Here is a 19,602-nt window from a genome sequence, read left to right on the forward strand (position 1 = left end):
GTTTTGCTATTCGTGAAGGTGGTCGTACTGTTGGTGCCGGTATCGTCTCTAAGATCATTGAATAAATAATGCTTGTTGAGTGCTTTAATTATTAATGCACTTTGTATAACAGGGAAATAAAGAGCATGAACAGTCAGAATATTCGCATTCGCTTGAAAGCGTTTGATCATAGAATTCTTGATACGTCGACGCGTGAGATTGTATCGACTGCTAAACGTACCGGTGCAAATGTCCGTGGTCCCATTCCGCTTCCGACGCGGATTGAGAAGTTTACGGTCAATCGTGGACCGCATATCGATAAGAAAAGTCGTGAGCAGTTTGAGATGCGAACACATAAGCGTCTTCTTGACATTGTTGATCCAACGCCGCAAACAGTGGATGCGCTTATGAAGCTCGATCTTTCTGCTGGTGTGGATGTAGAAATTAAGCTCTGAGGTTTGAGGACAGAAGGAACAGACCCGATGCGTTCAGGTGTAATAGCACAGAAGCTGGGCATGACCCGTATTTATAATGATGCTGGTGAGCATGTGCCGGTGACGGTACTTCGTTTGGAGAATTGTCAAGTCGTTGCTCAGCGTACAGTTGAAAAGAATGGTTATACTGCTGTTCAATTAGGTGTAGGCTTTGCTAAGGTTAAGAATACTTCACAAGCTCTTCGTGGACATTTTGCTAAGGCTTCTGTTGAGCCTAAAGCCAAAATAGCAGAGTTTCGTGTGAGTCCCGACAATCTTCTTGATGTTGGTACTGAGATTACAGTGGAACATTTTGTTCCAGGACAAAGAGTTGATGTGACTGGTACCAGTATTGGTAAGGGGTTTGCTGGTGTTATGAAACGACATAACTTTGGTGGGCATCGTGCTTCCCATGGTAATTCGATCACACATCGTGCTCATGGTTCTACGGGGCAGTGCCAAGATCCTGGTAAAGTTTTTAAAGGTAAAAAAATGGCCGGCCATATGGGGCAAGTGCGTGTAACAACACAGAATATTGAAGTTATTTCCACTGATAGTGAGCGTGGTTTAATTTTAGTGCGTGGTGCTGTTTCTGGTTCTAAAGGTTCTTGGATTTTGATACGGGATGCTGTGAAGAAGCGTCTTCCTGATAATGCTCCAAAGCCTGCCGGTATTCGCCGTCTTGTGAAGGAGAAAGCGGAAATGGTTACTCCGGTGACGGAAACCTCTGAAGTTGAGGGAGCCTAATAATGGATCTTGTAATTAAAACTCTTGATGGTAATGAAGCTGGCAAATTAAAGGTTTCTGAAGCTATTTTTGATCTTGTTCCGCGTGAGGATATTTTGCAACGTGTTGTTCGTTGGCAGCTTGCACGTCGTCAGCAGGGAAGTCATCAATCCCAAGGTCGTTCTGATGTGTCGCGAACAGGGGCAAAAATGTTTAAACAGAAAGGAACCGGGCGTGCTAGACATTCATCTGCACGTGCACCGCAGTTTAGAGGTGGGGGTAAGGCACATGGACCAGTGGTTCGCAGCCATGCGCATGATCTTCCTAAAAAGATTCGTGCTCTTGGGTTGCGTCTTGCTTTATCTGCAAAATTAAAAGCAAAAGATTTGATTATTGTGGATGAGTTGACTGTTAAGGATGCTAAAACGAAGATGCTTGTTTCTCATTTTTCTAAGCTTGGATTTAATAACGCTCTCTTGATTGGTGGTAAAGAGATTGATATTAACTTTTTTCGTGCAGCCTCTAATATCCCTAATATTGACATTTTGCCTATTCAGGGAATTAATGTTTATGATATTTTGCGTCGCAGCAAACTTGTTTTATCAAAAGCAGCTGTTGAGGCTCTTGAGGAGCGTTTTAAATGACAGATCTTCGCCATTATGATATAATTATTAGTCCAGTTATTACTGAAAAGGCGACTATGATTTCTGAATATAATCAAGTTGCTTTTAATGTCGCGCCGAAAGCGACGAAGCCTGAGATTAAGGCTGCTATTGAAGCGCTTTTTAGCGTAAAAGTTAAAGCAGTTAACACGATAGTCCGTAAGGGTAAAGTGAAGCGTTTCAAAGGTATAGTTGGTCGGCAGAGTGATGTCAAAAAAGCGATCGTAACTCTGGCCAGTGGTCAGACTATCGACGTTTCGACAGGTCTTTAAGAGGCTCGGAGATAGGAATAATGGCACTTAAGCAATTTAATCCAACTACACCTGGGCAGCGTCAGCTTGTTATTGTGGAACGTTCTTGTCTTTATAAGGGAAAACCTATAAAGATGTTAACTGAAGGTTTGTCTTCAAAGGGTGGACGTAATAATCGCGGTCGTGTTACTGCTCGTTTTCAGGGTGGTGGACATAAACGTAGTTATCGGTTTGTCGACTTTAAGCGTCTTAAACGTGATGTTTCAGCAAAGGTTGAGCGTTTAGAATACGATCCTAATCGTACCGCTTTTATTGCTTTAATCCGCTATGAGGATGGGCAATTGAGTTATATTCTTGCGCCACAGCGTCTTGGTGTTGGTGATTCTGTTATGGCTGGTTTAAATGTGGATGTTAAACCAGGTAATGCTATGCCTCTTGGTAATATGCCTGTAGGCACAATTATTCATAATGTTGAGATGAAGCCAGGAAAAGGAGGGCAGATTGCGCGTTCAGCAGGTGCTTATGCGCAGTTGGTTGGACGAGATCATGGTATGGCTATTCTTCGTTTAAATTCTGGTGAACAGCGTTTGGTTCCGAGTAGCTGTTTTGCAACTGTTGGCGCTGTTTCAAATCCTGATCATGGGAATATTAATGATGGTAAGGCGGGTCGGTCACGTTGGCGTGGTAAACGTCCACATGTTCGTGGTGTTGCTATGAACCCCGTTGATCATCCGCACGGTGGTGGTGAAGGTCGTACATCGGGGGGGCGCCATCCAGTATCTCCTTGGGGTAAACCTACGAAAGGTAAGCGTACGCGCTCCAATAAAGCCACTGATAAATTTATTATGCGTACGCGTCATCAACGCAAGAAATGAGAAAGGTAGTCTGAAGTGGTTCGTTCAGTGTGGAAAGGTCCGTTTGTTGACGGCTATCTTCTTGGTAAAGCAGAGAAGGTACGTGCAAGTGGGCGCAATGAAGTTATAAAAATATGGAGTCGTCGCTCTACTATTTTACCGCAATTTGTTGGTTTAACTTTTGGTGTTTACAACGGTAATAAGCATATTCCTGTTTCTGTTTCTGAAGAGATGGTTGGGCATAAGTTTGGTGAGTTCGCTCCTACCCGGACTTATTATGGTCATGGTGCCGATAAAAAAGCGAAGAGGAAGTAGGAATGGGAAAAGCTAAAGTTTCGCGCCAGCTTAAAGATAATGAAGCAAGAGCTGTCACGCGGACAATTCGTGTTAGTCCGCAGAAGCTTAATTTAGTTGCTGCAATGATTCGTGGTAAAAGAGTTAATGTAGCGCTCGCTGATTTGATGTTTTCACGCAAGCGTATTGCTGCTACTGTGAAAAAAACGCTTGAATCAGCAATTGCAAATGCAGAAAATAACCACGATCTTGATATTGATTCGCTTGTTGTGGCGGAAGCTTATGTTGGTAAGTCGATAGTGATGAAGCGCTTTCATGTTCGTGGTCGAGGGCGTGCTAGTAGAATTGAACGTCCATTTTCGCATCTTACTGTTATTGTTCGTGAAGTTACCGAAAAAGTGGAGGCCGCGTAATGGGGCAGAAGATCAATCCAATAGGACTTCGTCTTGGTGTTAATCGGACTTGGGACTCTCGTTGGTATGCTGATAGTGGTGAATATGGGCGCCTTCTTCATGAAGATTTGAAAATTCGTTCATATGTGCTTGAGGAGCTTAAACAGGCGGCTATTTCTAAGGTTGTTATTGAGCGTCCTCATAAGAAGTGTCGTATTACGATTCATTCTGCACGTCCTGGTTTGATTATTGGTAAAAAAGGTGCTGATATCGAAAAGCTTCGTCGTAAGCTTTCAGAAATGACGGATGCTGAAACTTCATTGAATATTGTGGAGATTCGTAAACCGGAGATTGATGCGACAATTATTGCGCAATCAATTGCTCAACAGTTAGAGCGTCGTGTTGCTTTTCGTCGTGCAATGAAGCGTGCTGTTCAGTCTGCTATGCGTCTTGGTGCGGAAGGTATTCGTATCAATTGTTCTGGCCGTCTTGGTGGTGCTGAAATTGCTCGTATGGAATGGTATCGTGAAGGTCGTGTTCCACTTCATACCTTGCGTTCTGATGTTGATTACGGTACAGCAGAAGCTAAGACCGCTTATGGTATTTGTGGTATTAAAGTTTGGGTCTTTAAGGGTGAGATTCTTGAGCATGATCCGATGGCTTCAGAACGTCGTGCTACGGAAGCTGATCAATCTGGTTCTTCATCGAATCGTCGCCGCGAAAATGCTTAGTTTTTGAGATTGAACTAAAATTTGGAGTAGAGAACAATGTTGCAGCCAAAGCGCACAAAGTTCCGTAAACAGTTCAAAGGCCGTATTCACGGTTCTGCGAAGGGTGGTACGGATTTGAATTTCGGTGCCTACGGTTTGAAGGCTGTTGAGCCGGAGCGGGTTACTGCTCGTCAAATTGAAGCGGCGCGTCGTGCGATTACACGTTATATGAAGCGTTCTGGTCGTGTGTGGATTCGCATTTTTCCAGATCTTCCGGTTACATCTAAACCGACTGAAGTTCGTATGGGTAAAGGTAAGGGAAGTGTTGATTATTGGGCTGCACGTGTTGCTCCTGGGCGCGTCATGTTTGAGCTTGATGGAGTTCCGGAAGATGTTGCACGTGAAGCGCTAAGGTTGGGTGCTGCAAAGTTGCCTATAAAAACGCGTTTCATCCAGCGTATTGCTGAATAATGAGGTTAAGCGATGAGAGCCACAGAATTACGGGCGCAAACGCTCGACCAAATGAAAGATGAATTGGCTAAGTTAAAGAAAGAGCAATTTAATTTGCGTTTTCAAAAAGCAACAGGTCAATTAGAAAAGACTGCGCGTGTTAGACAAGTTCGTCGTGATATTGCGCGTATTAAAACTTTTCTTCGTCAAAAGATAAGTGAAACTAAGGTTTAAGGAAATAAGAGATGCCTAAACGCGTTTTGCAGGGTGTTGTTATTAGCGACAAAAGTGATAAGACTGTTGTTGTCAAAGTTGAACGCCGTTATTCTCATCCGCTTCTTAAGAAGACTGTTCGGCAGTCTAAAAATTATAAAGCGCATGACGAAAACAACCAATTCAAGATTGGGGATCAAGTTTCTATTCAAGAATCTAGACCAATTTCGAAAGATAAATGTTGGATTGTTGTAAAAGACAATGTAGCGTAATGGGTTAAGTTTATTGTTTTAGAATTTAACAGTGTTTTTATCATTGATAAATTTGAAGGCGATGAATTTATCGTTATTTGGCAGGCAAATCCGAGTGTATAAAAGGTACAATCGGATATATGTGTTAAGAGAAGGTGGCCAGTCATGATTCAGATGCAAACAAATCTCGACGTTGCTGATAATTCTGGAGCGCGTCGTGTCATGTGCATCAAGGTGTTAGGCGGTTCAAAGCGGAAATATGCTTCGGTCGGTGACATTATTGTTGTTTCGGTTAAGGATGCAATTCCTCGTGGCCGTGTTAAAAAAGGTGATGTTATGAAAGCTGTTGTGGTTCGTACTGCTAAGGATATTCGTCGCGCAGATGGTAGTGTCATTCGTTTTGATAGTAATGCTGCGGTTTTAGTGGATAATAAAAAAGAGCCGATTGGTACTCGTATCTTTGGACCTGTTCCCCGCGAATTGCGTGGTAGGAATCATATGAAGATCATCTCGCTTGCTCCTGAAGTTCTATAAGGAGTAAATGTTATGCAGAAGATTCGAAAAGGTGATAAAGTTGTTGTTTTGTCCGGTAAGGATAAAGGATGTAGTGGTGAAGTAATTAAGGTTAGTCCAAAAGAGAATAAGGCTTTTGTTCGTGGGATTAATATGATTAAACGTCATCAACGTCAAACGCAGAAGCAAGAGGCTGGAATTATTTCTAAAGAAGCTCCGATTCATCTGTCTAATTTGGCGATTGCTGATCCTAAAGATGGTAAGCCTACACGTGTAGGCTTTCGTATGAATGCAGATGGTAATAAGGTGCGTTTTGCCAAGCGTTCGGGAGAGTTGATTAATGGCTGAGGAAAGACAAGTACCGCGTATGAAAGCGCATTATTTTGAAGTGATTCGTAAAGCGCTTCAAGAGAAGTTTAATTACAGAAATGCGATGCAAATTCCGCGGATTGATAAAGTTGTAATAAATATGGGCATAGGTGAAGCAACTGCTGATTCGAAGAAGCCTTCCCTTGCTGCTGAGGATTTAGGGCTAATAACGGGGCAGAAGGCTGTTGTTACGCGTGCGCGTAATTCTATCGCGACCTTTAAGGTTCGTGAAGGAATGCCTCTTGGGGCTAAAGTTACATTGCGTAAAGATCGTATGTTTGAGTTTTTAGATCGTCTTGTTACGATTGCTCTTCCGCGGGTTCGTGACTTTCGTGGTTTAAATCCAAAGAGTTTTGATGGTCGTGGCAATTTTGCTATGGGTATTAAAGAACACATTGTGTTTCCAGAAATCAACTATGATAAAGTTGATCAAATTTGGGGCATGGATATTATCGTTTGTACGACAGCAAAAACGGATGATGAGGCTCGTGAATTATTGCGTGCTTTTAATTTTCCTTTTCGTTCGTAACGGCAAACATAGTGAGGTGAGATTATGGCCAAAGTAAGTGCCGTTGAAAAAAATAAGCGTCGTGAGGTGATGGTAAAGCGTTATGCTGCCCGTCGTGCACGTTTGAAAGCAATAGTTATGGATCAGAAGGTTTCTCTTGAAGAACGTTTTAAAGCTTCTGTTCAGTTGGCAGAGTTACCGCGTAATTCTTCGAAAGTTCGTATTCGTAATCGCTGTGAGGTTTCAGGTCGTCCGCGGGCTTATTATCGTAAATTAAAAATGTCGCGAATTGCGTTGCGTGAGCTTGGCTCTATTGGCTATATTCCTGGTATTGTAAAATCTAGTTGGTAAGAGGAGATTATTTAATGTCTATGTCAGATCCTCTTGGTGATATGTTAACACGTATTCGTAATGCACTTGGTCGTAAAAAAGGTAAAGTAGTTACTCCAGCTTCGAAGCTTCGTGCGCACGTTCTTGATGTTCTTCAGTCGGAAGGTTATATTCGCGGATATAATCAAATTGATTTAGGTGATGGAAAAGCTGAGATTGAAATCGAATTGAAGTATTTTGAAGGGCTGGCTGCTATTCGTGAGATTGCACGTGTATCAAAGCCAGGGCGTCGTGTGTATGTTTCTGCTAAGTCACTTCCACAGGTGGCTAATGGCCTTGGTATTTCGATTTTATCGACTCCTAAAGGCGTCATGGCAGATCATGAGGCGCGTGAACAGAATGTTGGTGGAGAACTCCTTTGTCGTGTTTTCTAAGTTATGTCAAGAAAACGGAAGAAAAAGTAGGTTAGAACAATGTCTCGTATTGGAAAGAAACCCATTTCAATTCCTTCTGGAGTTACTGCTACTGTTGAAGGTCAGTTGGTTAAGGCAAAAGGTCCAAAAGGTGAGTTGAGTTACGTCGTCAATGATGAAGTCTTAGTCAAACTTGAGGAAAATATCATATCAGTTATGCCGCGGGATCAGTCAAAAGATGCGCGTTCTAAATGGGGAATGTCGCGCTCAATGATTGAGAACATTTTTTGTGGTGTGAAAGATGGTTTTGAAAAGAGGTTGGAGATTAATGGGGTTGGTTATCGTGCTGCTTTGCAGGGTAAGGATGTTCAACTATCTCTGGGCTTTTCGCATGATGTGGTTTATAAAGTTCCGTCGGGTGTTACTGTGACTGTTCCTAAGCCAACAGAAATTGTTGTTTCTGGAATTGATAAACAGCAAGTTGGACAAGTTGCAGCGGAGATTCGGGAGTATCGTAGGCCTGAACCTTATAAAGGTAAGGGTGTTAAGCATGCAGATGAACGTATCTTCCGTAAAGAAGGTAAAAAGAAATAAGGATTTTGTATTATGGTTTCATCTAAGGACATTATCCAACGTCGTGCAAGGCGTGTTCGTCGTAGAATTAAAATGGTTTCTCATGATCGTCCTCGGCTTAGTGTTTATCGTTCAAATCAGAACATTTATGCTCAAGTTATCGATGATTTGCGGGGATGTACACTTGTTTCAGCCTCTACTCTTGAAAGTGATTTAAAAAAGTCGTTAAAGAGTGGTGCTGATAAAAAGGCAGCTTTTGCTGTTGGTAAGTTAATTGCTGAGCGTGCGAAGAAAGCGGGTGTTAATGAGGTGGTTTTTGATCGTGGAGCGTATGTGTACCATGGTCGCGTCAAAGCTTTAGCTGAGGCTGCTCGTGAAGGTGGTTTGAATTTCTAAAATTTCTTATTTATGAATGAGTAAGGAGAGTTTAGAGTTTTTCGTTTAAGTTCTTCCAGTTTGGTGAGGGACTTTGTTATCGTGCTTCCGGAAAAGAAAAAGGAATGAGGAATGGCACAAAAAGAACGTGGTGATAGAGAAGAACGCGATAATGAATTTGTCGATAGGCTCGTTCATATCAATCGTGTTGCTAAAGTTGTAAAGGGTGGTCGGCGTTTTGGTTTTGCTGCTCTTGTTGTCGTTGGAGATCAAAAAGGACGTGTGGGTTTTGGACATGGTAAAGCCCGTGAAGTTCCCGAAGCCGTTCGTAAAGCAACGGAATCTGCAAAGCGTGGGATGATTTATGTTCCGCTTCGGTCTGGGCGTACATTGCATCATGATCTTGAAGGTCGTCACGGAGCTGGGCGTGTTTTGCTACGTTCGGCTTCTGCTGGTACTGGTATTATTGCTGGGGGACCGATGCGTGCTATTTTTGAAGCTCTTGGTATGCAGGATGTCGTTGCAAAATCGCTAGGATCGTCGAATCCTTATAACATGGTTCGTGCAACATTTGATGCATTGAAACATCAAATGCATCCTAGAGATATTGCTGCTCAACGTGGTATAAAATATTCGACTTTGCAGGCGCGTCGTCGCCATTTAGTTGACCTAGAAGGGTAGTTTCTGAGATTATCAGAAAAGGAATTAGGAAATGGTTCAGAAAAAATCTCAGAGTAATAAAACTGTGACGGTGGAGCAAATTGGAAGCCCTATTCGAAACTCACAGATTCAGCGTGCAACCTTAAAGGGGCTTGGACTAAATAAAATGCGTCGTCGGCGCGTTTTAGATGATACACTTTGTGTGCGGGGTATGATTGCTCGGGTTCGGCATCTTGTTCGCGTTATAGATGAAGGTTAAGGGTTGCGGGAGTATTATATATGAAACTCAATGAACTGCGTGATTGCGAAGGCGCAATAAAAAATCGTAAGCGTGTTGGGCGTGGCATTGGTTCCGGTATGGGTAAGACTGGTGGTCGTGGTGTAAAAGGGCAAAAGTCACGTTCTGGTGTTTCCCTTAATGGTTTTGAAGGTGGGCAAATGCCTATCTATCGTCGTTTGCCAAAACGTGGATTTAGAAATTTCTTTGCCAAAACCTACAATGAAGTTTCACTAGGACGTATTCAGTTGGCAGTTGATGCGGGTAAGTTGAATATTGAAAAGCCTGTTGATATGATTGCTTTGAAAGAGTCTGGTATTATTCGTCGTGAAAAAGATGGGGTTCGTCTTCTTTCTGATGGTGATTTGAAGGCTAAGATTACCTTTCATGTTTCTGGTGCTTCACAAGCTGCTCGTGTTAAGATTGAAAAAGTGGGTGGTCAGGTCATTTTTCCTGATATTGCTCGATAATTTTTTTAATATGGATAGAGACCTAAAGAAGAATTATATTTGTTTTGTGGGATCTTTTGTGGAGACTTGTTTAAGTTCTGCATTTATTTGTGTATGCGTATGTGAATTTTAGGATTATACTTCTGTGATTTAAAGAACTGGAGTGTAAAGTGGAGACGTTTTATGGCATCAGCAGCAGAGCAATTTGCTTCCAATATAAACTTTGGTACCTTTTCGCGTGCAACTGAATTAAAGAAACGCATCTGGTTTACTCTGTTGGCGCTTCTTGTATATCGTTTTGGCACTTACATCTCTCTTCCAGGTATCAATATCGATGCTTTGCGGCAAACATTTGAACATCACGCGTCTGGTGTATTAGGACTCTTTAATATGTTTGCTGGAGGTGCCGTTGGGCGTATGGCTATTTTTGCGCTGGGTATCATGCCTTATATATCGGCATCTATTATTGTGCAATTGTTAACATCTATTATTCCTTCTTTGGAGACTCTTAAAAAAGAAGGGGATTTAGGTCGTAAGATTATCAATCAATATACGCGTTATGTAACAGTCGTATTGGCAATTCTACAAGCTTTTGGTATTGCGGTTGCGCTTGAAAGCGGTATAGGGTCGGGGCTTCAAATTGTTTTAGAACCAGGTCTTATGTTTCGTTTTTCTTCTGTTATTACACTTGTTGGCGGAACGATGTTTCTTATGTGGCTTGGCGAGCAAATTACGTCACGTGGTGTTGGTAATGGGGTTTCTCTTATCATTTTTACAGGGATTGTAGCCAACTTTCCTTCTACTTTTGCTCAGCTTTTGACAGCTCATAGTCAGGCTGATTTATCAACTTTTCTTTTAATAGGAATCGTTCTTATTGCTGTTTTGGTTATTGGGCTTATTGTTTTTATAGAGCGTGCACAACGGCGAATTCTTATCCAATATCCGAAACGTCAGGTCGGTAATCAAATGTTTCAAGGAGATATGTCGCATCTTCCTTTAAAGTTGAATACTGCTGGTGTTATTCCACCTATTTTTGCTTCATCTTTATTATTATTGCCTGCCACTATTAATAATTTTTCTGATAAAATGCCACAATGGGTTCAGGAGATTTCTTATGCTCTTGGTCATGGACAGCCACTTTATATGATTGTTTATGCATTTTTAATGGCGTTTTTTTGCTTTTTTTATACAGCTATTGTGTTTAATCCAAGTGATACTGCAGATCAATTGAAAAAGCATTCTGGTTTTATTCCAGGGATTCGTCCAGGTGAGCGTACAGCCGAATATATTGATTACGTTTTGACGCGTATTACTGTTGTGGGCGCTGTTTATATTATCTTGGTTTGTTTGTTACCTGAATTTATGATATCTGCATTACAGGTTCCTTTTTATCTTGGGGGAACATCCTTGTTGATTGTTGTTACTGTTACACTTGATACGGTTGCTCAAATTCAGGGGCATCTTGTTGCCCACCAATATGAAGGGTTGATAAAAAAATCAAAACTTCGTGGAGGTAGAAGGAATCGATGAGAGTTATTCTTTTAGGTCCTCCTGGAGCGGGAAAAGGTACGCAAGCAAAAATGTTGACTGAGGAATATAACATTCCTCATTTATCAACAGGGGATATGTTGCGTGAGGTGATTGCCAAAGAAACGGAGATTGGTAAAAAAGCTAAAGCTATTATAAGTTCTGGTGCTTTGGTTCCTGATAGTATTGTTAACCAAATCGTATCAGATCGGATTGATGAAGCTGATTGTGTAAACGGTTTTGTTTTGGATGGATATCCGCGAACTGTGGGGCAGGCGGAAGCGTTGCAACAGATACTGGATTCAAAAAATACGCGGCTTAATGCTGTTATTGAGTTGTGTGTTGATGAAGACGTGTTGATTGAACGTATGAAGAAGCGTGTTGAGGAAACAATAGCGGCTGGTGGACAGGTTCGTTTAGATGACAATCCTGTTGCTTTTGCAAAAAGATTAGTGGAATATCGTGAAAAAACAGCTCCCTTATCAAAGTTTTATTCAGAGAGGGGAATGTTGAAAGTTGTTGATGGAATGATTGGTGTTGCTGAAGTGACACGTATGATTAGAAGTTTTCTTTCATGAGATTTTTTTTAGAAATAAATGAAAAGAGTTGACTTTTGAGATGAAATCTATCAGAAGTAAATTTAATTTATTTTAGTGAAATAAGAGGATTCGGAAGAATTTTTTTCTGAGTCTATTTTTTTCTGTAAGGTATATCAGGTATTTTATAACAATTTGTCAAAATAACTAAGGAGAGTAGGCGTGGCTCGTATTGCTGGCGTCAATATCCCGACAAATAAGCGTGTAATTATTGCGCTTCAATATATCCACGGGATTGGACCAAAATTTGCTCAAGAAATTATTGAAAGAGTTGGCATTCCTTTGGGGCGTCGTGTGCATGAGCTTTCAGATGCTGAGGTGCTGCAGATTCGTGAGGCTATAGATCAGGGCTATCAAGTTGAAGGTGATCTTCGTCGTGAGGTTGCTATGAATGTTAAGCGTTTGATGGACCTTGGTTGTTATCGAGGATTGCGTCATCGCCGGTCTTTGCCTGTCCGAGGACAGCGTACACATACGAATGCCCGTACGCGTAAAGGTCCGGCTAAGGCAATTGCTGGTAAGAAGAAATAAGGGCCTTTGTGGAAGGTTTTTATATATTATTTTTTCTTGTTTGATTTGTTTGACAAGGAAAAAAAAGGTGGAGCTGCTGATGTTACGGCAGTGATGAGATCGTTGAAAGGAAAATTATGGCCAAGGAAGCCACACGTGTTCGTCGTCGCGAACGTAAGAATATTTCATCGGGTGTTGTGCATATTAATTCAACATTTAATAACACAATGATTACTATTACTGATGCTCAGGGTAATGCAATTGCTTGGTCATCTGCTGGGGCTCAGGGGTTTAAAGGTGCGCGTAAATCGACACCTTTTGCTGCTCAAGTTGCTGCGGAGGATTGTGCAAGAAAAGCGCAAGAGCATGGTATGCGTTCTTTGGAAGTCGAAGTTTGTGGGCCTGGATCAGGGCGTGAATCTGCTCTACGTGCATTGCAATCTGTTGGTTTTGTCATTACTTCTATTCGCGATGTAACACCAATTCCTCATAATGGATGTCGTCCACGGAAAAGGCGGCGTGTTTAATTGGGTGTTGTTTTTTGTTGTCGGAGATTTCTCTGATGTTCACATTGGTCGTTACGATTGAATGGTAACGGAACTAAAGAACGGGAATAAAAATATGATCCAGAAAAACTGGCAGGAACTTATTAAACCCAATAAGGTTGAATCATGTGCACATGATAATCCAAATATTATAAGTGTGATTGCTGAGCCTCTTGAGCGTGGTTTTGGTTTAACCTTAGGAAATGCGCTTCGTCGCGTGTTGTTATCTTCGCTTCGTGGTGCTGCTATTACTGCTGTGCAGATTGACGGTGTCTTGCATGAATTTTCATCGATTCCAGGTGTGCGTGAGGATGTTACGGATATTATTCTGAATATAAAAGAAATTGCGCTTCGTATGGAAGAAGAAGGGCCTAAACGTGTCGTCGTTTATAAAGAGGGGCCTGGTGTCGTGAAAGCGGGAGATATCAGTACAGTCGGGGATATGGAAATTCTAAATCCAGATCATGTTATTTGTACTCTTGATGAAGATGCTGAGATTCGTATGGAATTTATTGTCAACACAGGAAAGGGTTATGTTCCATCTGATCGTAATTGTGTTGATGATGCACGTATAGGGCTTATTCCAATTGATAGTCTTTATTCACCAATTCGTAAAGTTTCTTATAAAGTGGAAAATACGCGTGAAGGTCAAGTTTTGGATTATGATAAATTGACCTTAACGATTGAAACGAATGGTGCTGTTAATGGAGAGGATGCTGTTGCTTTTGCAGCACGCATTCTTCAGGATCAATTATCGTTATTTATTAACTTTGAAGAGCCACAGAAGGAGCCTATTGAAGAGGTTGATTCTGAGCTTTCTTTTAATCCTGCACTTCTCAAAAAAGTGGATGAATTAGAACTTTCAGTTCGTTCGGCAAATTGTCTTAAGAATGATAATATTGTCTATATTGGTGATCTGATTCAAAAAACAGAATCTGAAATGCTTCGGACACCGAATTTTGGTCGCAAATCGTTGAATGAGATTAAAGAAGTTTTGGCGTGTATGGGTTTACATCTTGGAATGGAAATTCCTGCGTGGCCGCCTGAGAACATTGATGATCTTGCAAAACGTTATGAAGATCAATATTGAAATTAGAATTTAAGGAGAGGGCTTATGCGCCATAGTAAGTCAGGACGCAAGTTGAATCGTACTGCCAGTCACCGTAAAGCGATGTTTGCAAATATGGCAACTTCGTTGATCGAGCATGAGCAGATTGTGACAACGCTTCCAAAGGCTAAAGAAATTCGTCCTATTGTTGAAAAACTCGTTACTCTTGGTAAGCGTGGTGGTTTGCATGCGCGTCGGCAAGCAATTGCAGCACTTCGTGATGCGGGAAAGGTTGCAAAATTATTTGATACGCTTGCGCCACGTTATGCATCACGCAACGGTGGGTATTTGCGTATTATGAAAGCGGGGTTTCGTACCGGTGATAATGCACCCATGGCTGTTATAGAGTTTGTTGATCGTGATGTTGAAGCGAAGGGTGCTGGGGATCGTGCTCGCATGGAGGCTTCTGAGAATGAAAAGGGAACATCTTCGTAGAGTTTTTTTATTCTGTTGGATTTTTAAAGGCCGCCTTGTTTTGGGCGGTTTTTTTGTGAGTATTTTTAAGTTTATTTTAGTTGAGAAATAGGTGCAGAGAGAAAATTATAGAGTATTGAATTATCTTATTTTTATAATATTTATTGTTCAAATAGGTTGTTTTTATTCTCTATTATGAAATATTAATAGAGATCCTTAATTTGCGGGGATGCGTTTTTTTATTCTATTAATCTTCAACAGAATGTGCTGATTTTATAAGGAGTGGATTATGAGGTATTCTTTTTGGGTGCGGATTTTTTTTGCAATTATGATGCAGATATCATTTGATCATGTATATGCTCATGTTCCTCAAACACAAACAGAAATCACTCTTTCATTTTCTCCTTTAGTTAAAAAGACAGTTCCATCTGTTGTAAATATTTATGCAGCTCGACAAATTAGAGCACGATCACCTTTTGAAGGCGATCCATTTTTTGAGCAATTTTTTGGTCGTTTTCAAAATAAATTTCCTGTTCGTAAGCAATCGTCATTAGGATCAGGGGTGATTGTTGATGCACGTGGTTTGATTGTTACAAATTACCACGTCATTAAAGATGCAAGCGAAATTAAAGTGGCTTTTTCTGATGGGCGGGAGTTTGAGAGTAAGGTTGTGCTCAAAGATGAAGCGACTGATATTGCAATTCTTGAAGTTGAGGAAAAAGATGCTCAATTTCCTGTTCTTTCTTTGGGAAATTCTGATGCTGTTGAAGTTGGTGATCTTGTTCTGGCTATTGGTAATCCTTTTGGTGTTGGTCAAACAGTTACAAGTGGTATTGTTTCAGCGCAAGCGCGTACACGTGTTGGGATTTCTGATTTTGACTTTTTTATTCAAACAGACGCAGCCATTAATCCAGGGAATTCTGGTGGCGCTTTAATTGATATGAAAGGTCAGTTAATCGGAATTAATACGGCTATTTATTCGCGTTCCGGTGGTTCGGTAGGGATTGGTTTTGCTATTCCAGTTAATCTTGTAAAAGTAATGCTTAATACTGTTAAACGCGGTGGAAAATATTTTGTGCCACCTTATATTGGGGCTTCTTTTCAAAATGTTACACCTGATATTGCTGGTGGTTTAGGTTTAGAACGTCCCTATGGTGCTCTGATTATTGAAGTTATCAAAGATAGTCCTGCTGAAAAAGCTGGATTGAAAGTAGGTGATGTTATTTTGAGTGTGCAGGGGGTACGCGTTGACAGTCCAGATAGTCTTGGTTATCGTTTGATGACAGCTGACGTTGAGCATAGTCTTGCCTTGGAATATTTACGAAGTGGAAAAACTTTAAAAACACAAATAACAGTTTCATCAATATCAGAAACTGCATTTTTAAAATCTGAAAAAATTACGGGTGACAGTCCTCTTGCTGGTGCTGAGGTGTTAGATTTAACACCGCAAAATAGTCGACGTTTTCATCTTCCTATATCTGCAAAAGGGGTTGTGATTACCAATCTTGAGGAAATGAGCAATGCAGCTGGAATTTTTCAGTCAGGAGATATTCTACGTGTTGTAAATGGCCATAAAATTCAAACAGTTCATCAGTTGAAAAAGGTTCTTATGCAAGGTCGCTCAAATATGTGGCAATTGGAATATGAACGTGATGGTATGTATATTCGCCAATTTATTCGTTGAGGTTTTTTTTGAAGAAAGATTTTTTTACTTCGTCGTTTGATTTTCAAGTTAATAAAAATCAGCCACTTGCAGAAAGAATGCGCCCTTGTTCTCTCAATGATGTTGTGGGACAAAAGCATTTGATTGGAGAGGATGGTTTGCTTTCACGTATGGCGGCAACTGGCTCAATTGGATCGATGATTTTTTGGGGACCTCCAGGGACGGGAAAAACGACCGTTGCACGTTTGTTAGCCCTTGAAACAAATTTCGCGTTTGAACAGGTTTCTGCTATTTTTACAGGAGTTTCTGAACTTAAAAAGATTTTTGAAGTTGCGCAGAGGCGTTTTATATCTGGGGATAAAACACTTCTCTTTGTTGATGAAATTCATCGGTTTAATCGTGCTCAGCAGGATAGTTTTCTTTCTGTGATGGAAGAGGGTACTGTGGTACTTATAGGTGCAACAACCGAAAATCCTTCTTTTGAACTGAATGCTGCCCTTCTTTCGCGTGCACGTGTTTTAACATTTCTTTCTCATGATCATGAAAGTTTGGACATGCTTTTGAAGCGTGCTGAAGAAGTGGAGGGAAAAACTCTTCCCTTGGATAATGATGCCAGAGACGTTTTGATAGAGATGTCTGATGGTGATGCGCGGGTAGCGTTAACATTGGCAGAGGAAGTTTGGTCTATTGCTCCATTGGGAGAGATTCTTGATGTTGTTGCTTTGCAAAAAGTTATTCAGCGTCGTGCGCCCATTTATGATAAAGGACGAGATGGGCATTATAATCTCATTTCAGCGTTGCATAAATCCGTTCGTGGATCTGATCCTGATGCTGCGCTTTATTATTTGGCACGTATGTTGGATGCTGGTGAAGATCCTCTCTATATTGGGCGAAGATTGGTTCGTATGGCTGTTGAAGATATTGGTTTGGCGGATCCTCAAGCTCTTGTCATTTGTAATGCAGCAAAAGATGCCTATGATTATTTAGGATCACCAGAAGGAGAGTTGGCTTTGGCGCAAGCATGTCTTTATGTTGCAACTGCGCCAAAGTCAAATGCAGCATATCTCGCGTATAAAGCGGCACTGCGTTGTGCGCGCAAAAATGGCTCTTTATCACCTCCTAAGCATATTCTTAATGCTCCTACGAAATTTATGAAGGAAGAAGGGTATGGAAGTGGTTATTGTTATGACCATGATGAACCAGACGCTTTTTCAGGACAAGAATATTTTCCCGAAAAACTTGGGCGTCAGAGTTATTATAAACCAGTTGAGCGTGGTTTTGAGCGTGAAATTGTGAAACGTCTTGAGTGGTGGCAACAGTTGCGCAAAAAACGTAAAGATCAAAATAAAATTTGAGTTGAAATACGTTTTTTATTGATCTCTTATGTTATTGTATGAGAAATTTAGCTTATATTTTAAACATTTATTGCATTGCTTGTAGAGATTTTTTTTGATATCTTCGAAAGTACATAGTTTTTCAAATTTAAATATATCATTCAACTTTTAAGCTGCTTTATTTTTTTTGGTTTTATTAAATAATATATTGACTTATAATAATAGACTGTTTCGTAAGTTGAATGAAAGTTTCAAATACCGTAAATTTCTCTCATCCCAAGTCTGTTATTTGTTGAATCAATCAAATCATTTACTTGCATGTTACAAGCAGGATTACCGTGTGATAAAAACTGTACAAGAAAGGACTAAAAATCCTTCTTATGAATTGTCTCAAGTGCCGAGAACTGTTGCAACATTGGGGGATGATAAATAGTGTGATGGGTGCCGGCTTTCTCCTTCCATAGAGTAAAGATGGTGGCGCCTAAAGGGTTTTGTAGTATACCACATTCATAGGTGTTGTCACAAAACGAGCTTAGAAGTTTTGAGAGATGTTTCTTAAATCAAGTGTATGAATATGCAACACAATGGCGTTTTGTTCTTCGATGCAATAGGGTATGAGGTTGATTGATGATGCGTTTTTTTGTGATCAATAGCAGGAGAATTCTTAGTCTCTCAAGTATTTAATCAAAGGGATAAGCAGAAGGGCTGTAGAACATTGTGTTTAAAATTAAATTGTTCCTTTTCTAGAGAGATATAAATATGTTAACTATGCTCCCATAGAGATATTACTTTATTAGAGTTTATTATGCGTCATAAGATAAGCAATGCCAATTCTTTATTGTGATGGTCATGAATGTTTATGGGCATAATGTGGAGATAGGAATGGAAATAGTCTGTGAAAATCTAAACTCAAGCCTTTAGTTAAATTAAAAGTACAGTGTACACTAAATTTTTAGGTTATTATGAATTCGGTCAAGGATATAATCGTGGATAAAACAAAAGCTCTCGATGCTGCTCTCTCACAAATTGAACGTTCTTTTGGTAAAGGCTCGATTATGCGTCTTGGGCAAAAAGAGCAGGTTGTTGAAATTGAAACAATTCCAACAGGGTCGTTATCCTTGGATATTGCTTTAGGGATTGGTGGATTACCGAAGGGGCGTATTGTTGAGATTTATGGACCAGAAAGTTCTGGGAAAACAACATTGGCTCTCCATGCTATTGCTGAGGCACAGAAAGGTGGTGGGATTTGTGCTTTTATTGATGCAGAGCATGCGCTTGATCCTATTTATGCGCGTAAGCTTGGTGTTGATTTAGAAAACTTGTTCATTTCTCAGCCAGATACCGGTGAACAGGCATTGGAAATTACAGAAACGTTGGTTCGTTCTGGTGCAGTTGATGTGCTTGTTGTGGATTCTGTCGCAGCTTTAACTCCGCGAGCAGAAATTGACGGTGAAATGGGTGATGCTTTGCCCGGATTGCAAGCTCGGTTAATGAGTAAAGCGTTACGAAAATTAACCGCAGCAATTTTTCGCTCTAACTGTATGGTTGTTTTTATTAATCAAATTCGCATGAAAATTGGTGTGATGTTTGGTTCTCCTGAAACGACAACGGGTGGAAACGCTTTAAAGTTTTATGCTTCTGTTCGTTTAGATATTCGTCGCATTGGATCCATTAAAGATAGGGATTCAATCGTTGGTAATCAGACGCGCGTTAAAGTGGTGAAAAATAAATTGGCACCTCCATTTAAGCAGGTTGAGTTTGATATTATTTATGGTGAAGGTATTTCCAAAGTAGGTGAATTGATTGATTTGGGTGTCAAGGTTGGTGTTGTGGAAAAATCTGGTGCATGGTTTTCTTATAATTCTCAGCGTTTAGGACAGGGGCGTGAGAATGCAAAGCAGTTTTTACGTGAACATGTGGAAATAGCTACAGAGATTGAAGCAGCTTTGCGCCAAAATGCTGGTTTGATTGCGATTGAACTGTTAGAAAATGCAGGGTCAGAAAATATAGAAAGTGATGAAGCCATTTGATGGAGTGTTTTTTTCGTCTATAATTTTTTCCCTTTCAGATTTTTCTGTTTTTTTGTTTGAGTTTTTAAATACGCAGTCATTTTTTTCTCAATTTTTTAAAACAAATATTCCATTTTTGATTAAATTGACTCCATGCGTGGCGAAGAGAATTTA

The 19,602-nt window shown here is 40.6% G+C and carries 30 protein-coding genes and 1 pseudogene; all 31 read left to right on the forward strand.

Translation table 11 applies throughout. The features are described 5' to 3' along the window. Positions 1–65 (forward strand): annotated as a pseudogene (locus ACFILL_RS02385) (elongation factor Tu); the annotation flags it as partial. A gap of 60 nt (positions 66–125) precedes the next feature. Beyond that, complete coding sequence (rpsJ, locus tag ACFILL_RS02390; protein WP_005773267.1) at positions 126–434, forward strand: 30S ribosomal protein S10; 309 nt, start codon at positions 126–128, stop codon at positions 432–434. Positions 435–461: 27 nt separating this feature from the next. Further along, on the forward strand, positions 462–1,199 hold the full coding sequence (gene rplC / locus ACFILL_RS02395) for a 50S ribosomal protein L3 (protein ID WP_273791404.1): 738 nt from the start codon (positions 462–464) through the stop codon (positions 1,197–1,199). Positions 1,200–1,201: 2 nt separating this feature from the next. Then, on the forward strand, positions 1,202–1,822 hold the full coding sequence (gene rplD / locus ACFILL_RS02400) for a 50S ribosomal protein L4 (protein WP_273791405.1): 621 nt from the start codon (positions 1,202–1,204) through the stop codon (positions 1,820–1,822). Continuing rightward, a complete protein-coding gene (locus tag ACFILL_RS02405; protein WP_273723987.1) occupies positions 1,819–2,112 on the forward strand; it encodes a 50S ribosomal protein L23 in 294 nt (97 codons plus the stop codon). The genes rplD and ACFILL_RS02405 overlap by 4 nt, the downstream gene beginning before the upstream one ends. A 20-nt stretch (positions 2,113–2,132) precedes the next feature. Further along, positions 2,133–2,966, forward strand: coding sequence for a 50S ribosomal protein L2 (gene rplB, locus ACFILL_RS02410; protein WP_273791406.1), 834 nt, complete (start codon positions 2,133–2,135; stop codon positions 2,964–2,966). A 15-nt stretch (positions 2,967–2,981) separates the two neighbouring features. Next, positions 2,982–3,260, forward strand: coding sequence for a 30S ribosomal protein S19 (gene rpsS / locus ACFILL_RS02415; protein WP_004855734.1), 279 nt, complete (start codon positions 2,982–2,984; stop codon positions 3,258–3,260). Between the two features lie 2 nt (positions 3,261–3,262). After that, complete coding sequence (rplV, locus tag ACFILL_RS02420) at positions 3,263–3,652, forward strand: 50S ribosomal protein L22 (protein ID WP_273791407.1); 390 nt, start codon at positions 3,263–3,265, stop codon at positions 3,650–3,652. Next, positions 3,652–4,362, forward strand: coding sequence for a 30S ribosomal protein S3 (gene rpsC / locus ACFILL_RS02425; protein WP_273791408.1), 711 nt, complete (start codon positions 3,652–3,654; stop codon positions 4,360–4,362). The genes rplV and rpsC overlap by 1 nt, the downstream gene beginning before the upstream one ends. A gap of 36 nt (positions 4,363–4,398) precedes the next feature. Then, positions 4,399–4,812, forward strand: coding sequence for a 50S ribosomal protein L16 (gene rplP, locus ACFILL_RS02430; RefSeq protein ID WP_273791409.1), 414 nt, complete (start codon positions 4,399–4,401; stop codon positions 4,810–4,812). Between the two features lie 12 nt (positions 4,813–4,824). Beyond that, complete coding sequence (rpmC, locus tag ACFILL_RS02435) at positions 4,825–5,025, forward strand: 50S ribosomal protein L29 (RefSeq protein ID WP_273791410.1); 201 nt, start codon at positions 4,825–4,827, stop codon at positions 5,023–5,025. A gap of 11 nt (positions 5,026–5,036) precedes the next feature. Then, the gene (rpsQ, locus tag ACFILL_RS02440; protein ID WP_012231991.1) at positions 5,037–5,276 is read left to right on the forward strand and encodes a 30S ribosomal protein S17; all 240 of its coding nucleotides are present in this window, start codon (positions 5,037–5,039) and stop codon (positions 5,274–5,276) included. Between the two features lie 144 nt (positions 5,277–5,420). After that, a complete protein-coding gene (rplN, locus tag ACFILL_RS02445; protein ID WP_004855715.1) occupies positions 5,421–5,789 on the forward strand; it encodes a 50S ribosomal protein L14 in 369 nt (122 codons plus the stop codon). Between the two features lie 12 nt (positions 5,790–5,801). Beyond that, positions 5,802–6,116 carry a 50S ribosomal protein L24 gene (rplX, locus tag ACFILL_RS02450; RefSeq protein ID WP_015856579.1) on the forward strand — a complete coding sequence of 105 codons (315 nt, stop codon included), beginning with the start codon at positions 5,802–5,804 and terminating at the stop codon, positions 6,114–6,116. Beyond that, positions 6,109–6,666 carry a 50S ribosomal protein L5 gene (rplE, locus tag ACFILL_RS02455; RefSeq protein ID WP_273791411.1) on the forward strand — a complete coding sequence of 186 codons (558 nt, stop codon included), beginning with the start codon at positions 6,109–6,111 and terminating at the stop codon, positions 6,664–6,666. The genes rplX and rplE overlap by 8 nt, the downstream gene beginning before the upstream one ends. Before the next feature lie 24 nt (positions 6,667–6,690). Next, positions 6,691–6,996, forward strand: coding sequence for a 30S ribosomal protein S14 (gene rpsN, locus ACFILL_RS02460; protein ID WP_273791412.1), 306 nt, complete (start codon positions 6,691–6,693; stop codon positions 6,994–6,996). A gap of 14 nt (positions 6,997–7,010) precedes the next feature. Next, entirely contained in the window at positions 7,011–7,409 is a 399-nt protein-coding gene (rpsH, locus tag ACFILL_RS02465; RefSeq protein WP_375637438.1) for a 30S ribosomal protein S8, read from the forward strand. Positions 7,410–7,448: 39 nt separating this feature from the next. Continuing rightward, a complete protein-coding gene (rplF, locus tag ACFILL_RS02470; RefSeq protein WP_273791413.1) occupies positions 7,449–7,982 on the forward strand; it encodes a 50S ribosomal protein L6 in 534 nt (177 codons plus the stop codon). A gap of 12 nt (positions 7,983–7,994) precedes the next feature. Next, positions 7,995–8,357, forward strand: a complete 363-nt coding sequence (gene rplR / locus ACFILL_RS02475) for a 50S ribosomal protein L18 (RefSeq protein WP_273791414.1) — start codon at positions 7,995–7,997, stop codon at positions 8,355–8,357. Positions 8,358–8,468: 111 nt separating this feature from the next. After that, entirely contained in the window at positions 8,469–9,017 is a 549-nt protein-coding gene (gene rpsE, locus ACFILL_RS02480) for a 30S ribosomal protein S5 (protein WP_273791415.1), read from the forward strand. Positions 9,018–9,048: 31 nt separating this feature from the next. Continuing rightward, positions 9,049–9,255, forward strand: a complete 207-nt coding sequence (gene rpmD, locus ACFILL_RS02485) for a 50S ribosomal protein L30 (protein WP_375631283.1) — start codon at positions 9,049–9,051, stop codon at positions 9,253–9,255. A 20-nt stretch (positions 9,256–9,275) separates the two neighbouring features. After that, positions 9,276–9,743 (forward strand): 50S ribosomal protein L15, encoded by a 468-nt coding sequence (rplO, locus tag ACFILL_RS02490; RefSeq protein WP_273791417.1) that lies wholly within the window; start codon positions 9,276–9,278, stop codon positions 9,741–9,743. 162 nt (positions 9,744–9,905) lie between these two features. Beyond that, a complete protein-coding gene (secY, locus tag ACFILL_RS02495) occupies positions 9,906–11,252 on the forward strand; it encodes a preprotein translocase subunit SecY (protein WP_273791418.1) in 1,347 nt (448 codons plus the stop codon). Further along, positions 11,249–11,827 carry an adenylate kinase gene (locus ACFILL_RS02500; RefSeq protein WP_375631284.1) on the forward strand — a complete coding sequence of 193 codons (579 nt, stop codon included), beginning with the start codon at positions 11,249–11,251 and terminating at the stop codon, positions 11,825–11,827. Before secY ends, ACFILL_RS02500 begins: the two co-directional genes overlap by 4 nt. Before the next feature lie 180 nt (positions 11,828–12,007). After that, a complete protein-coding gene (rpsM, locus tag ACFILL_RS02505; RefSeq protein WP_026500557.1) occupies positions 12,008–12,376 on the forward strand; it encodes a 30S ribosomal protein S13 in 369 nt (122 codons plus the stop codon). 116 nt (positions 12,377–12,492) lie between these two features. After that, positions 12,493–12,882 carry a 30S ribosomal protein S11 gene (gene rpsK / locus ACFILL_RS02510; RefSeq protein WP_007347762.1) on the forward strand — a complete coding sequence of 130 codons (390 nt, stop codon included), beginning with the start codon at positions 12,493–12,495 and terminating at the stop codon, positions 12,880–12,882. 94 nt (positions 12,883–12,976) lie between these two features. After that, on the forward strand, positions 12,977–13,990 hold the full coding sequence (locus tag ACFILL_RS02515) for a DNA-directed RNA polymerase subunit alpha (protein ID WP_273791420.1): 1,014 nt from the start codon (positions 12,977–12,979) through the stop codon (positions 13,988–13,990). 24 nt (positions 13,991–14,014) lie between these two features. Next, the gene (rplQ, locus tag ACFILL_RS02520; protein ID WP_273791421.1) at positions 14,015–14,443 is read left to right on the forward strand and encodes a 50S ribosomal protein L17; all 429 of its coding nucleotides are present in this window, start codon (positions 14,015–14,017) and stop codon (positions 14,441–14,443) included. A 268-nt stretch (positions 14,444–14,711) separates the two neighbouring features. Then, a complete protein-coding gene (locus ACFILL_RS02525; RefSeq protein WP_273791422.1) occupies positions 14,712–16,106 on the forward strand; it encodes a DegQ family serine endoprotease in 1,395 nt (464 codons plus the stop codon). Positions 16,107–16,114: 8 nt separating this feature from the next. Next, positions 16,115–17,440 carry a replication-associated recombination protein A gene (locus tag ACFILL_RS02530; RefSeq protein ID WP_375643221.1) on the forward strand — a complete coding sequence of 442 codons (1,326 nt, stop codon included), beginning with the start codon at positions 16,115–16,117 and terminating at the stop codon, positions 17,438–17,440. 965 nt (positions 17,441–18,405) lie between these two features. Then, a complete protein-coding gene (recA, locus tag ACFILL_RS02535) occupies positions 18,406–19,449 on the forward strand; it encodes a recombinase RecA (RefSeq protein WP_273791424.1) in 1,044 nt (347 codons plus the stop codon). The last annotated feature ends 153 nt before the right edge of the window (positions 19,450–19,602 follow it).

Origin of the sequence: Bartonella sp. AP20NXHL (assembly GCF_042196165.1) — a bacterium.
Taxonomy (GTDB): domain Bacteria; phylum Pseudomonadota; class Alphaproteobacteria; order Rhizobiales; family Rhizobiaceae; genus Bartonella.